The following is a 14,222-nucleotide window of genomic DNA, read 5'->3' as shown; positions in this document are numbered from 1 at the left end:
AGGAAGGCATGAGCTATCAAGTCCTGGCCCGCAAATGGCGTCCGCGCACATTCCGAGAAATGGTCGGGCAGGAGCATGTTCTTCAGGCGTTGATCAACGCTCTGGATCACAATCGTCTGCATCATGCCTACCTGTTTACCGGCACCCGTGGCGTGGGTAAAACCACCATCGCGCGTATTCTGGCCAAGTGCCTGAATTGTGAAACCGGCGTAAGTTCCGAACCCTGCGGCCAGTGCTCAGCGTGCGTGGAAATTGCTGAAAACCGTTTTGTGGATCTGATTGAAGTGGATGCCGCTTCGCGCACCAAAGTGGAAGATACGCGCGAGCTGTTGGAAAACGTGCAGTACGCGCCCACGCGAGGCCGCTACAAAGTCTACTTGATCGATGAAGTGCACATGCTCTCCACCCACAGTTTCAACGCTTTGTTGAAAACGCTGGAAGAGCCGCCACCGCACGTCAAATTTCTCCTCGCCACCACCGATCCTCAGCGCTTGCCGGTGACGGTGTTGTCCCGCTGTTTGCAGTTCAATCTCAAGAACATGAATCCGGAACGCATCGTTCAACATCTGCAGTTTGTGCTGGAAAAAGAACTGGTGCCGTTCGAGGAAAGCGCGCTTTGGCTGTTGGGTCGCTCCGCGGATGGCAGCATGCGCGACGCCATGAGCTTGACGGATCAGGCCATCGCGTTCGGGTCGGGCAAAATCACTGAAGCCGAAGTGCGCGCCATGCTGGGCACCATTGATCAAGGCGCCATCGGCGCGCTGATCACGGCCCTGGCGAATTTGGACGGCAAGGCCCTGCTGGAAGCGGTGGAGCAGGTATCCGAACAAGCGCCCGATTACGCCGGCGTACTGGCGGAATTGCTCACCCTGTTGCATCGCATAGCCATTGCCCAAGCATTGCCCGAAGCAGTGGATAACAGTCACGGCGATCGGGACCGGGTATTGGAATTGGCGCAGCAGCTGGCGCCGGAAGATGTACAGTTGTTTTACCAAACAGCGTTACTGGGCCGGCGCGACCTGCCCCTGGCGCCGGACCCCCGCGCCGGATTGGAGATGGTGCTGCTGCGCATGTTGGCATTCAAGCCGCAAGGTGTCGTGGAGGTTCCCACAAAACCTTTGCCCTCGGGCGGAACACCCAAAGCTCAGCCCCAATCCCCCGGCAGCCAATTGGCGGACCGCATTGCCGAACCTGAAAGCCCGCCGGCGCCTCCCATGGAGTCGCAGGCAGAACCGCAGACCTCAGCGCCTGCGGCTAAGCCCCAAGAAACTACTCCTCCTGAAGTTGCTTCAGAGCCGGCTCGGAATCTAGCGGACGACGCAGAGTCTAAACCCGCTCAAACGGTTTCGGACGCGCCTCAGTATGAATCTCAAGACGCGCAGGATGCACCGTTCGATGGGCCTTATGATCGCCCAGCGGTTGACGCTCAAAGAACCGTAGAGCGCCCCCAAACGGTGACGGAAAACCAGACCAACTCCCCGATACAAATGGGGGAGGGCGAACCGGCAAAAAAGCCTGAAGCGCCTGCGGCGCCAGTGCCGGCCAAACCTCGGGCTCCGCGCCTGTCACTGGAACAAGCGGCGCCGGACACGTGGGTTCAGATTTACGCCGGCCTGGAATTGGGCGGCTTGCTCCAGGCGACGGTCGCCAATTGCGTACTCGTCGGTCGCCAGGGCAACGCGCTGGATTTTATTCTGGACGAAGCACACAGCGCACTGTTTGACGAAGGTCATCAGCAACGACTCGGTGATCAGTTGAGCGATTATTTTGGCGAACCCGTCCGAGTGCGTATTCAGCCCGGCTCGGTGCCGGGTGAGACTCCGGCCGCCATGGCAATTCGGCTTCGGCAGGAAAATTTAGCTGGCGCCGTGAGTGCCATTAAAAACGATCCACTGGTACAACAGCTGATGGATCAGTTCGACGCGACTTTGCGGGAAGACACCGTAGAGCCCCTGACTAAATAGACATGAGGTTTTTACCATGAAAGGTCTTGGCGATTTGATGAAACAGGCCCAGGAAATGCAGGCCAATATGCAAAAGGCACAGGAAGAGTTGGCGCAGGCGGAAGTAACGGGTCAGTCCGGCGCCGGCTTGGTGACCGTGGTAATGACCGGTCGCTACGATGTAAAACAAGTGTCCTTGGATGACTCCTTAATGAGTGAAGACAAGGAAATTCTGGAAGACCTTTTGGCCGCCGCCGTTAACGATGCGGTACGTAAAGTGGAAGCCAACAGCCGGGAAAAAATGGCCGGTATGACGTCCGGCATGAACCTGCCCCCAGATTTCAAAATGCCGTTTTAAGTTCGAGCCTTGTGTACGCCGGGTGACCCCGGCGCTCTATTTTTGATAGCAGAAGCACCCTATGTTTAGCCCCTTGATCGACGAATTGATGTCCGCTCTGCGCTGCCTGCCGGGCGTGGGCCCCAAATCCGCCCAGCGTATGGTGCTGCAGTTATTGGAGCACGATCGTCCCGGAGCGGGGCGCCTGGCTCAAGCTTTGAGTCAAGCCGTGGAAGGCGTAGGCAGGTGCCAGCGCTGCCGGACCTTGACCGAACAACCTCTGTGCGGCATTTGCGCCAACCCCAAGCGGGATCAAACCCTGTTATGCGTGGTGGAGACACCGGCTGACATGCTGGCCATTGAGCAAGCGGGCGGTTATCAGGGCCGCTACTTTGTGCTGCTGGGTCGCCTGTCCCCCATTGATGGGGTAGGGCCGGAAGAAATCGGCATGGGGGAGTTGACCCGTTTGCTACAGGAGGAGCCGGTGGAGGAGTTAATTCTCGCCACGAATCCGACCGTGGAAGGCGAAACCACGGCGTTCTACATCAGCGAACGTGCCCGCGAATTGGGTGTCAATGTTTCCCGCATCGCTCATGGTGTGCCCTTGGGTGGGGAGCTTGAGTACGTCGATGGCGGCACGCTCGCGCACGCTTTTTCCAGCCGTAAAGCGCTTTGAACAATTTTACTTTTCAAGAGCAAGAAGTGATGGTTTGTGACTTCCGAAGCGGGAAGGACAGGGGGCCCGGCGTTGCGAGACACGCTGTGGATACCTCCCTGTACGCTCCGCGTCGGCGTCCTGCCTCCGAGGGTCTCGCAACGCCGGGCCCCCTGCCCTCGGCGCGTAATTCAAACATCGGGCACCCTTTCCTCGCACCACTACCTCTTCGCGCACCATGTTATTTAGTAGCCAATAGTAGCCAAATTCGTTTATGAGCATTATCCCCACAGACCCCATATGGATTGATCAGGACGCCGACTTGGCAGAGCTGTGTGAGCGCTGGAGTCAACAGGCGGCCATCGCGGTAGACACAGAGTTTATGCGCAGCGATACCTTTTACCCGATCGCTGGCCTAATACAGGTGGGGGATGGAAAGGGCTGTTACCTGATTGACCCTCTCGCCATCACGGATTTTGAGCCTTTCCGGCAATTAATGCTGAATCCGGCCGTCACCAAAGTATTACACGCCTGCTCGGAAGATCTTGAAGTCTTTCAACGCCTGCTGGGCGTAGTGCCCGAACCCCTCTTTGATACTCAGATCGCGGCGGCTTTCGCCGGCCTGGGGTTTTCCCTGGGTTACGCCGGTCTGGTCAAAGCCTTACTGAATATCGAAATCCCAAAGAGCGAAACCCGATCGGACTGGTTACAGCGCCCGTTGGCGGTCGCTCAGCTGAAATACGCCGCTCTGGATGTGGCACACCTGCTAATCGTTTACGGTAAGTTAGTACAAACCCTGCGCGAAAAAGAGCGTTTGCAGTGGGTGGCCGACGACTGTGCTGAACTGGTGCGCAACGCCCGGCAAGAGCCGGACTTTCTGAGCTACTACCTCAAAGTGGGCTCCGCCTGGAAGTTGCGTCGCCGCGAGTTGGCCATACTGCAACAACTGTGTCATTGGCGGGAGGTCGAGGCCCGTGCCCGGGATCTTCCCCGCAACCGCTTGGCCAAAGAAAACGCGCTCTGGGAAATTGCCCGCTGGCAACCCACTGAGCTGGCCGCCTTGCAGCGAGTTAATGACTTACCTAGCCGCACGCTCGACCGATACGGCGAGCAACTGTTGGCGATTGTGAAAAATGGCCTGGAAGAAGACGACGAGAGCGCCTGGCCGGAACGCCTGCCAGCGCCGCTGGGGCGCGAACACACGTCGCTGTTAAAAGCCTTGAAGCGCCTGGTGCGTGAACGCGCCCAGCAATTGCAAGTACCGCCCGAGTTGCTGGTCCGGAAACGTGAATACGAAGCGCTGGTGCGCTCCGGCTTTGATTCCGGCGATTACCATTTGCCCGAACGTTTGAAAGGCTGGCGCCATCCAGTGGTGGGTGAAGCTTTGCTGGCGTTAGCCAGCGAGCATGAGGCCACACGCCCGGCGGATACGGGTACTGAAAATGCGGCGGACTCTGCGCCTACGGAAGACTTATGACTGAAAAGAAAATCATTTGCCAGATTTATCGCAGCCCCCGGGAAGAGGGCATGTATCTGTACGTGACTAAAGAAGAAGGCCTGGAGCGAGTGCCGGAAGAATTGCTGAAGCGTTTTGGTACACCCCAGCCCGCCATGGTGCTATTGCTCACGCCCGAGCGAAAGCTGGCGCGAGTTCCCGTGGAGCGAGTTATGGCCAGCCTGGAAGAGCCCGGGTACTACCTGCAATTGCCGCCGCGCGGCCCGCATGACACGGAGCAGCAACTCATTCACCAACACAACTCCAAACTGTAGGGGCGGGCACTTTCATGTCCCAAACCGTTTTCTGGCGCCGCAAAACGCTGGCTGAAATGACTCCCCAAGAATGGGAATCGCTTTGTGACGGCTGCGGAAAATGCTGCCTGCACAAGCTGGAAGACGAGGACACGGGCGATGTGTATTTTACGGATATCGCCTGCCAGTTGCTGGATGCTGGGTCTTGCCAATGCCGCGCCTATAGTGAGCGCAAGGAGCGGGTACCCGATTGCGTGGTCCTGCGCCCGGAAGACGTTGAAGCCTTCCCATGGCTACCGTCCACCTGTGCCTATCGGCTGATCGCCGAAGGCCAACCGTTATACGACTGGCACCCGCTTGTGTCGGGAGACCCGGCCAGCGTTCACGCGGCGGGCGTGTCTGTCGCGGGCCGAATCCGCTCAGAGACTGACGTCCCAGAGCAGGATTGGGAAGAACATATCGTACACTGGGTATATTGACTTTGATGGCCTGCGGTTTGGCCGACAATTAACGAAGAGAGGTAACGACAATGGAAGAGGGTTTAGCGGCCAGCTTCATGTGGGCCTGGGGGGCCTATTTATTGGGTGCAGTCGGGTTGCTACTGACCGGTTGGCGCATTACTCGCCGCATGCCCCGGGATTGGCGCCACTTATTGTTAGTGTCAGTGGCCGCACTGCTGCTGACGCCTACCGCTTTGTCGGGTATGGATGAGCTGGTGTTGGTGCCCGCACTGTTTGTGCTGGTCCTGGAGGGGCTGTTTGACGATGTCGGCGGCGCTCTGCACGCGGGAATGCTGATTCTCGGCGTGTGGCTAGTCGGGCTGATTCTCTCCCTGATTTACCAATTCTGCGTTCGCCCACCCAAGCGTAGCCCCCAGTCCTAAGCGGTTCCACGTCGATCTGGATTGCCAATGGCGCAAAAGATGCTATAACTGTTCTATAACAAACGGCAATAACAAATAAAACGGTTAAGCTGGCCACATCACAGTGTGGCCGGCAATTCAGGAGATCCACATGGCATACCTTATTTTCATTCTGGCAGCAGTGATGAGCATCGCCGGGGTTTTTGGCGGCCTGATCAATTACTATCAGATGAATCAGGACCGGGACGACGAGGCTGCGTTGCCGCGTTGCATCGTGATGGGCATAGGGGCGTCGTTTCTGGTCCCGGTGATTCTGTTCTTTGTTCAGAGTGACTTGATCACCGACATCCAGTCTGACCCTTCCAAACTGCTTATTTACACCGGTTTTTGCTTGATTGTCGCCATTGCCTCGCGTCTGGCGCTCACAAGCACTCCCAAGCGCATTTTGCGTGAAGCCGCCATGGCGCGCTCTCAGGCGGAAGGCGTACAGCATCAGCTGCGCGTATTGCAGGATGAAATTCTGCCCCTCATCGACACCGAAACTGAGCAGGACCTGGATATCGACGACAACGTCGGGCCACTGGATCCCCAGGAAGAGCTGGACATTGCCGGCACCAAAGTGTTGAAAACCCTGGGTTGCGGCCGGCATATTTTCCGCTCTATGGCGGGCCTGTGCCGAGAAGCGGAAGCGGACGAAACCACCCTTGAGAAATCCCTGAAGGTCCTGGTCAACCGGCAGCTAGCGGGCCGGATCAACACCAAGAAAGGGGTTCGTTGGTATCTGACCGAAAAAGGACGTCGCAGCCTGGATATGCTGGTTTAAATCATGTGGGGCCAGGGCAAGCGCCTGCGCCCGGGGGGCTTGATTAGTCTGGCTCTGCTCTGCCTGGCGCTGATGGCCGCGCCAGGGCAGGCCGATACGCTAGAACAGAGCCCCTTTACGGTTAACCTGCAAAAAAACATCACTGAAGACCGGGTGCACTACCAGCTCTTGGTCCATGCCGATAGCGATCAGGTGAGCGTCGCCGACACCACTCTGGTCGCCCATATCAGAAATTCCGCCGGTTTTTCCGCGGTTCACACCTTGCCCCTGGACGACCAGAATCGTTGGCATCTGACCCTGTCACCGGAAGAGCCGGCGCGTTATCGGATCGATCTGGAAGTCAGCGGCAAAACACCGAATCAAGAGCCCCTGCGCCTGAGTCTGGATAGCCAATACTTCCAGTTTCCAGAGCCCGGCGATCCCTACACAAGCCCTGAAGAGCGCGCTCTGGCGGCGTTGATGCAAGGGCTTGAGCAGGACGCTGAAGAGCCATCCGTTCCGCTTCCCGAGCCAGTCACCCCTGTAGAGCGCACCTCTGCCCCTAGCGCTCCCCCTTCCAACGATGGCGCCATGCAGGCCGTTACACGAGTTTTAATTTACGGCAGCGTGCTGGTTGCCAATCTGCTGGTGCTTGCTCTCATAGCCTTCGGTTACCGAATGTTCATGAACAGCAAGGACGATGAGGATGCCGATGTCTTTGAAGACTCCGAGTCACCTCCAGAGCTTGAGCAGGGCGGTGTGGCGATGCCGCCCATGCAGGACATCGATTCTGATGAGTCGAACGAGCCCCCTGAGGACGAGGCAGAGCCACCGCCTGATGCGGAGATGGAAACCGAGTCAGAATCCGAACCTGAATATCAGGACGCCGATGAGCCCCTCTTCCCCTTGGATGAGGACGACTGGGCCAGCGCGGAGTTGGACGAGGAAGAATCAGATGCGCCACCGGAGCAAGAGCAGGAAAAGGATAAGCCTTAATAGTAACCACTGACTTGCCGGCCTGCCCAGCAAACAACGTGTTTTTCGCAGACGAGGCGGTCAAAATTAAAAGTTACTATGGGCGTCATAGTGACTCGCCCCTTGAAATTTCGCTCCCGCACCCAGATGATTATTCTTGAGTGATGACTTTTACGCCCGGCTTTGCCTGAGCTATTCGTTTTCTCAGCTTGGTGTTAGCATTGAGTAAGAGTCCCATTATGTTTCGACAGATAGGAGCACGAAATGGAAATTGATATTGGCATTAGCGAAAGCAATCGCAAAGACATTGCCCACGGTTTGTCTCGTTTACTGGCGGACAGCTACACGCTCTACCTGAAGACGCACAACTTTCACTGGAACGTGACTGGCCCAATGTTCCAAACGTTGCATATCATGTTTGAAGAACACTATCAGGAACTGGCCGAAGCCGTGGACGTAATCGCCGAGCGCATTCGTGCTCTGGGCTTTCCCGCGCCGGGCACATACAGCCAGTTTGTTGAATTGAGCAGCATTAAAGAAGAGCAGGACATTCCCGACGCCAAAGGCATGATTCGTCGCGCCGTGGAAGGTCACGAATCGGTAGTGCGCACGGCGCGCTCGCTGTTTCCAGCGGCGGAAGAAGTGAGTGATGAGGCAACGGCCGACCTGCTCACCCAGCGCATTCAGCTGCACGAAAAAACCGCCTGGATGCTGCGTAGCTTGTTGGAATAAAAGCACCAGCGTGGAGTCAAAAAGCGTTAGATATACGCCCCGAACCTAATAGGGTTCGGGGCTGATCGTCGTCACACTGCGAGAGAATACATCCAAAAGGACTTTTTCTGAGAGTGAGGTTGCTGGGTGGAAGTCGTGCGCCACCTTGTTTACCAACCCCTCTTTTGAGCATTGACGAAAGGGAATTAACTCATGCCTCTTTTCACGCTTAAGAGCACAGTGCGTGTCTTGGCGACGCTGCCTTTTTGGGGCGCTATCGGCTTAGTGAGCGCACCTCTTCCTGCACATGCTGACCACCACCTTACCCCATTCCCCGAATACGATCCTACGCAGTCGGTAGCGCGCAATTGGAACGAAGCGACATTGGCGGCAATTTCCCGCGATTTTGCTCGCCCAACTGTGCATGCTCGGAACCTCTTTCACACAGCCATCGCCATGTACGACACATGGGCAATCTATGACGATAATGCCGATACCTATCTGTTGGCTAAAACCCATGCCGAAACCGATTGTAGGTTGACATGGGAGCAGCGCGAAACTTTGTTGGACAATGCAACTGATCAGCAAGCGGCGCGTGAAACTGCACTGAGTTATGCGGTATTTAGAGTGTTAGAACATCGCTTTGCTAATTCCCCTGGAGCGGAAGAATCCATTGAGGGAATTCGCACTATGTTTTCGGCAATGGACCACGACAGAAACTTTACGTCCACGGACCTCAGTACCGGGTCGGGTGCGGCATTAGGAAATTATCTTGCCGATTGCATTATTGAATTCGGCCTCGCTGATGGTGCCAATGAGCAGGCTGATTACGCCAATTCAGGTTATGAACCTGTCAATGGCTCCTTGAACCCCGTTGAGCCGGGTGTGCACGGCATCGTGGACCCTAATCGATGGCAGCCGTTGAGCTTAGACATAACCATTGACCAATCCGGCAACGAAACCGATACGCCAACGTTTTTGGGCGCTAATTGGGGCGATGTGACTCCCTTTGCGTTGCAGCCCGAAGACAGAACCGTTTATACCCGCGACGGTGTTGATTATGCGGTTTATCATGATCCCGGCGAGCCCGCTTTGCTTGGATCATCCTATTCCGATGCCTATAAGTGGAATCACCTCCTCGTGTCGATCTGGTCCTCTCATCTGGATCCTTCCGATGAGGTCATGTGGGATGTTTCACCGGGCACCATCGGCAACACCGGTCCGTTACCCACTACGATAGATGAGCTAAATTCATTCTACGAGGATGATGGCAGCAGTTTAGGCCAGGGGCATGCTATTAATCCGGTAACCGGCATGCCGTACGAGGAACAACGGGTGCCACGAGGCGACTACACGCGGGTGCTCGCCGAGTTTTGGGCGGATGGTCCTAATTCCTATACGCCACCTGGCCACTGGTTTGAAATACTCAACAAGGCGGTGAATGATCATCCACAGTTCGAAAAACGGTTTATGGGCGTAGGACCAGTGTTGGATGACCTAGAGTGGGATGTGAAAGCCTACTTCGCATTGAGCGGGGCGCTCCACGATGCGGCTATCGCCGCCTGGAGCATCAAGGGTTGGTACGACTATATTCGGCCGGTATCCGCCATACGGTACATGGGCTCAATGGGTCAAAGTAGCGATCCCAACTTACCGAATTACCATATTGATGGCGTCACCTTGAAAGAGGGCTACGTTGAGCTGGTTGAGGAAGGTGATCCACTGGCGGGCGAGGATAATGAGCACGTGGGTAAGGTAAAACTCTTTGCTTGGCGAGGTCCGGATTATATCCAAGACCCCGAAACGGACATGGCGGGGGTAGGGTGGATTCTTGCGGAAAACTGGTGGCCTTATCAGCGCCCGACGTTTGTCACGCCGCCTTTCGCCGGTTATATTTCCGGACACTCCACATTTTCGCGTGCCGCGGCCGAGCTGCTGACAATAATTACCGGCGATGAATACTTTCCCGGCGGAATGGGGGAGTTCGTGGCCCGTCAAAACGAGTATTTGGTGTTTGAACAAGGCCCCAGCGTTGACGTGGTTTTACAGTGGGCCACCTACCGCGATGCTTCAGACCAAACCAGTCTTTCCCGAATTTGGGGCGGTATTCATCCTCCCCTCGACGACATACCTGGCCGCTTAATAGGTATTAGAGTAGGGGAGTCCGCGTTTGCACAAGCGGAAGCTTTATTTGCAGGGCCGCCAACCCTAACGGAACCGACACCCGATAGCAGCGGCAGTGATAGTGGTGGCGATACGCCCGGCTATGATCGTGCCGGTGGAGGTAAATCATCAAAACGTGGCGGTTCGCTATCTCCCGCTGGTTTTGTGTTGTTCAGCGCCTTGGTTACTTTGGCGGGTTACCGCCAACGCCGCCTCAAACGTCTGTATGCGCCAACTCCCTTACGGGGTTTCCTTCGGGTGCGCTCTTAACTATCGCCTTTAGCACGTCTCTGTCACCTCCGTAATAGAGTGGAAACCACCATGCAAGTCCACGCGAGGGAGTAATATAAAGATATCGCAAACCAAAAAACGATCTTTTTCGCGCCGCCTTAATGTCCGACCACTTTAGCTCGAAAAACTTACCCATCGATATTCCATTTGGACTAATCTCAACTACCGCGCCAATTTCAATAGTATAAACCCACAAACTCCCGGCAAATATGAGCCCTAACGTCATAGTGACGTCGGGCCAAACAAGCCAAGCAAAAAGTAAGTATAGACTGGCGACCAAGATAGCAAGAGGCAATCTCATGCGCCCAAAAAAGTAGAATTTTTCAGCATCGTCTGTCATATGCGAGGAATGTAACGCGTGCAACGGCGGCGGAGCGAAGCGACGTCCGGGCCCGTGGGGCCGAACTGCTTGCGATTGTTATGACGAAATTTCACCTAATATTTCTCTAGCCTTATCAATAGAATATCCCCAGCCAATATTTTTCTGAGGAGTTCTGTTCATTTTTCTTATGATCTCAGTAAGGTCGCAGTACTCAAGGCCACCTTCCGACAAAATCATATGCTCATACATAAACATCAGATCGTTAAGATTTCCCAAAGCTTTCCTATCAGTAGTTTTCATGTAACGAAAATCCTGTGAGTTATCCATAAATTGACTAATAGATTTACCTGAGAAGCCTTCAATCTTCAGTAGTTGAAATACTCCGTTAAGACAGAGCTCTGGAAAAGTATCTTTTCGTGTGTTTGTCTTCTTTACACCATACAAGAAAAACGATAAGAGAGTCTTTTCATTCATGAAGATAAGGCATTTTCGCCGATCCACGTAGAACTGATTTACATACCAAGCTCCAAAACCTTCTTCACCTTCTACAGGCTCAGCAAGATCGCTTTCTTTCAATTTTAGATAAGCTTGAACTTTCTTAGTACACTTGAGAGTTAGCACTAGACTTCCTTTGTTACATAAATTTTTGCTAAGGGCCGGCCGGAACTAAGTGTAGGCCGTCGCAAGGGGCCGAAAGCCCGGAGTGTATTTGAGCAATTTGTTAAAGGGCTTCGCTAGTTATCATTTTAAGCAACATAGATATGCCGCCACCGATACCGCCCAAAATAAAACCAAAAGCTAGAGTAAGGAGCCCCCAAAAAATATCACCGCCAACACCGAATGCCAAAACTGCGATAAACGCAGATAGTAGGCCAGCTGCCAGACCAGTGATAATAAGTCGGCTTTTTGCCAATAGGCTAGAAATGAAGCCTGTCAATAGATAAAGCAAGTACGCTAGAAGATTTAGCCAAGGAAGCAATGTCAAGAAACTGCTTGAATTTTTAGAGAGATAATTTGATACTAACGTCAATAAAAAATGTAATGTTATAAATAAAACGACCGAAACAGAGATAGCCTGAATATTACTGAATGATTTCACTTTTCTCTCTCCGCCCCTTTAACGTCCGGCAACAGCTGTTTGTTAGATTATTCTTGCTCTTCACCTGCAAGCTCACTCGGATTGAAATCATGTGCATGGTTTGACCACTGAGACCAAATACCTATGTCATAGCCGTATGTTAGTGTAATTCTAAGAGCGTCTCTTCTCACGGCTTCGGGGAAGTTTTTGATAACAATAATGGCCAATTCTCGGGCAAGTTCAACATCACTAACGTTATTGGAGGAGATAAAGGCTTGAGCAGTTACATACGTAGTTGTTTTTGCTCCTTCATTTTTTGAACTGAAGGTCGTCGTGCTGGTAGTTACCGTGGCATAATTTACTCCCGGCTCATCTGAGAGAGCAGACTGAACCGCTAGCATATCTTTAAATGGTTCATTTTGAGCCAATTTACTTGTAAAAACCGGGACAATCGCAGCAGCGATGAAAAAGACTGCGACTACTACTAAGTGGCCTTTCCAGATTTTGCCGACTTCTTGCTTTTCAATATTGGCATTGACCACGAATGTCCCCACCGCAAGATCATGGAGCGACTGCCTGGTGATCCTGTTGAATATGTACAAGTAAATTATCGAGAATAGCCCGCCGAAAATTATCAACGATAGCGGGTATATCAAAAACGAAAGTAACGCCTCATTGGAGAACTGAGCCCCGTTTAAAGAAAACGGAGCAGCTAAAACAATGTATCGAATAACAGACCTGACCAAGGAAATTGTCTGGTTGTCGGAATCAACTACCCTCAGGTTAAGTACTCTTTTGCCAATAGTTTGACCTTTGAATAGCTTGCTGTTCATTGCTCCGAAATAGACTAGCGCGATTACAAAGCCTATTAAGCGTCCCCAACCACCGACTTGAACGAACGTACTCCCAAGAGCTAGCCCCAATAGGAAACCTACTAGCCCAAGAATCAATGTATCGATAAAAAGCGCACCGATTCGTCTCCAAAATCCAGCTATCCAATTTTGCTGTACTTCATCAGTCATTTTTGTTCCTTGGGTGTTGAAGGTAATGTAACGTCGCAATCACGCGTTTGCCGCGTGCATTGCCTTGTTAAATCCTCCTTGGTTGCAATAACGGCGGCCATTGGTTGCCGAGTGAAACGAGGTTCGGCGCGCGAAGAGCGCGAAACTAATGGTTGGTTGTGCCAGCTACAACTGAAGGCCCTCGACGTGCCAACCTGACCCCGCGCCCGGGCTCAGGAGGAGTCCGCCAACAACTGGGCACGCAAACTCAGCTCGGCTGCTTTAAAGGCGTGCGCCTGGGTCATGGCATTTTCAGTGCGGTGTATAACGTCCAAAATTAATTGCCCGAAGAAGGGGAAACCGCTTTGATCAAGGCACTCGATTTCCTGTTCTTCTTTTGAGTTGACCAAAATCAGTTTTGAGCTGGGTGTTTGCCGGGCGACATCCATATATTTTCGCAGTTCCAGGCTGCCCTCGGTGCCGACAATAAAGGTGCGGCCGTCTCCCCAGCTACTTAACCCTTCTGGCGTAAACCAATCAACACGGGTGTAAAAAGAACAGCCGTTATCACCGGTCAGGGACATTTCACCAAAATCCTGCAGGCCGGGTCGGTCCGGATTATTCAAGTTACTGGCCCGGGCAAAATTAAGGGTGGCATCACGGCAGTTCGCATAGGTGAGAAATTGCTCAACCTGGTGGCTGCCTATGTCAGTGAGGATGCCGCCATATTGCTGTTTGTCAAAAAACCACTCGGGCCGCGAATGCTTGGCCAATCGGTGAGGGGCCAGGTTTAAGACTTGCAATACCCGACCGATGGCGCCCTCGCTGATCATTTCGCCCGCTCGCCAGGCGGCATCGTTGTGCAGCCGCTCGGAATAGTAAACCATGTATTTACGGCCGGTTTCCGCGGCCACGCGGCGCGCCTGTTCCAGTTGCTGCAGGCTGGTGAAGGGGCTTTTGTCGGTAAAATAATCCTTGCCGGCGCGCATCACCTCAATACCAATGTCGGCACGCCGATTGGGAATCGCCGCAGCGGCCACCAACTGTATGCTCGGATCATCGAGCAGGGTTTGAAAGTCGCTGACGACCTCTACTCCGGGGTAGCGCTGAACAAATTCGGCCACCCGTGCCGGGTCCGGGTCGTAGACATACTTCAGGCTGGCACCAGCATCAATCAGGCCATTGGTTTGCCCGTAGATATGGCCGTGGTCCAGGTGAGCGACCGCAAAGTAAAACTCGCCTTCTTTCACCACTTTGACACTGTCGGCAGACGGCGCATAGTTGGCACCGTCCTTGACGTCGACATTCTTTTTCATTGCACGACTCTCAATCT

At 53.8% G+C, this 14,222-nt stretch carries 15 protein-coding genes; 11 read left to right on the top strand and 4 right to left on the bottom strand.

The window, feature by feature from the left end; translation table 11 throughout:
- The first annotated feature begins 8 nt into the window (after window positions 1-8).
- From dnaX to RBH33_RS14595, 11 genes are all read left to right on the top strand, one after another.
- Window positions 9-1,964: a DNA polymerase III subunit gamma/tau gene (gene dnaX / locus RBH33_RS14645; RefSeq protein WP_306732962.1), complete on the top strand. Its 1,956-nt coding sequence runs from the start codon at window positions 9-11 to the stop codon at window positions 1,962-1,964.
- A 16-nt stretch (window positions 1,965-1,980) separates the two neighbouring features.
- Window positions 1,981-2,301 (top strand): YbaB/EbfC family nucleoid-associated protein, encoded by a 321-nt coding sequence (locus tag RBH33_RS14640; RefSeq protein ID WP_306732961.1) that lies wholly within the window; start codon window positions 1,981-1,983, stop codon window positions 2,299-2,301.
- 61 nt (window positions 2,302-2,362) lie between these two features.
- Window positions 2,363-2,956 (top strand): recombination mediator RecR, encoded by a 594-nt coding sequence (gene recR, locus RBH33_RS14635; RefSeq protein WP_306732960.1) that lies wholly within the window; start codon window positions 2,363-2,365, stop codon window positions 2,954-2,956.
- 253 nt (window positions 2,957-3,209) lie between these two features.
- Entirely contained in the window at window positions 3,210-4,412 is a 1,203-nt protein-coding gene (gene rnd, locus RBH33_RS14630; protein ID WP_306732959.1) for a ribonuclease D, read from the top strand.
- A complete protein-coding gene (locus RBH33_RS14625; protein WP_306732958.1) occupies window positions 4,409-4,705 on the top strand; it encodes a YcgL domain-containing protein in 297 nt (98 codons plus the stop codon). The genes rnd and RBH33_RS14625 overlap by 4 nt, the downstream gene beginning before the upstream one ends.
- A 14-nt stretch (window positions 4,706-4,719) precedes the next feature.
- Window positions 4,720-5,163, top strand: a complete 444-nt coding sequence (locus tag RBH33_RS14620; protein WP_306732957.1) for a YcgN family cysteine cluster protein — start codon at window positions 4,720-4,722, stop codon at window positions 5,161-5,163.
- A gap of 50 nt (window positions 5,164-5,213) precedes the next feature.
- Window positions 5,214-5,567: a hypothetical protein gene (locus tag RBH33_RS14615; protein WP_306732956.1), complete on the top strand. Its 354-nt coding sequence runs from the start codon at window positions 5,214-5,216 to the stop codon at window positions 5,565-5,567.
- A 130-nt stretch (window positions 5,568-5,697) separates the two neighbouring features.
- Window positions 5,698-6,369 (top strand): YEATS-associated helix-containing protein, encoded by a 672-nt coding sequence (locus tag RBH33_RS14610; RefSeq protein ID WP_306732955.1) that lies wholly within the window; start codon window positions 5,698-5,700, stop codon window positions 6,367-6,369.
- 3 nt (window positions 6,370-6,372) lie between these two features.
- Window positions 6,373-7,344 (top strand): hypothetical protein, encoded by a 972-nt coding sequence (locus tag RBH33_RS14605; protein ID WP_306732954.1) that lies wholly within the window; start codon window positions 6,373-6,375, stop codon window positions 7,342-7,344.
- A 243-nt stretch (window positions 7,345-7,587) separates the two neighbouring features.
- On the top strand, window positions 7,588-8,055 hold the full coding sequence (locus RBH33_RS14600) for a Dps family protein (protein WP_306732953.1): 468 nt from the start codon (window positions 7,588-7,590) through the stop codon (window positions 8,053-8,055).
- A gap of 192 nt (window positions 8,056-8,247) precedes the next feature.
- Complete coding sequence (locus RBH33_RS14595; protein WP_306732952.1) at window positions 8,248-10,467, top strand: vanadium-dependent haloperoxidase; 2,220 nt, start codon at window positions 8,248-8,250, stop codon at window positions 10,465-10,467.
- A 439-nt stretch (window positions 10,468-10,906) separates the two neighbouring features.
- Here RBH33_RS14595 and RBH33_RS14590 read toward each other — a convergent pair whose 3' ends face one another.
- The 4 genes from RBH33_RS14590 to RBH33_RS14575 all read right to left on the bottom strand — a co-directional run bounded on the left by RBH33_RS14590 (window position 10,907) and on the right by RBH33_RS14575 (window position 14,205).
- A complete protein-coding gene (locus tag RBH33_RS14590; protein WP_306732951.1) occupies window positions 10,907-11,431 on the bottom strand; it encodes a DUF6933 domain-containing protein in 525 nt (174 codons plus the stop codon).
- Between the two features lie 100 nt (window positions 11,432-11,531).
- On the bottom strand, window positions 11,532-11,909 hold the full coding sequence (locus tag RBH33_RS14585) for a hypothetical protein (RefSeq protein WP_306732950.1): 378 nt from the start codon (window positions 11,907-11,909) through the stop codon (window positions 11,532-11,534).
- A 47-nt stretch (window positions 11,910-11,956) separates the two neighbouring features.
- Window positions 11,957-12,910, bottom strand: a complete 954-nt coding sequence (locus RBH33_RS14580; RefSeq protein WP_306732949.1) for an RDD family protein — start codon at window positions 12,908-12,910, stop codon at window positions 11,957-11,959.
- A 212-nt stretch (window positions 12,911-13,122) separates the two neighbouring features.
- The gene (locus tag RBH33_RS14575) at window positions 13,123-14,205 is read right to left on the bottom strand and encodes a Gfo/Idh/MocA family protein (protein ID WP_306732948.1); all 1,083 of its coding nucleotides are present in this window, start codon (window positions 14,203-14,205) and stop codon (window positions 13,123-13,125) included.
- Window positions 14,206-14,222: the final 17 nt, after the last annotated feature.

It is taken from the genome of Marinimicrobium hydrolyticum (assembly GCF_030848505.1).
GTDB lineage: Bacteria > Pseudomonadota > Gammaproteobacteria > Pseudomonadales > Cellvibrionaceae > JAVDDU01.
Note: the sequence above shows the minus strand (reverse complement) of the source record. Positions and strands in the feature narration are given on the sequence as shown.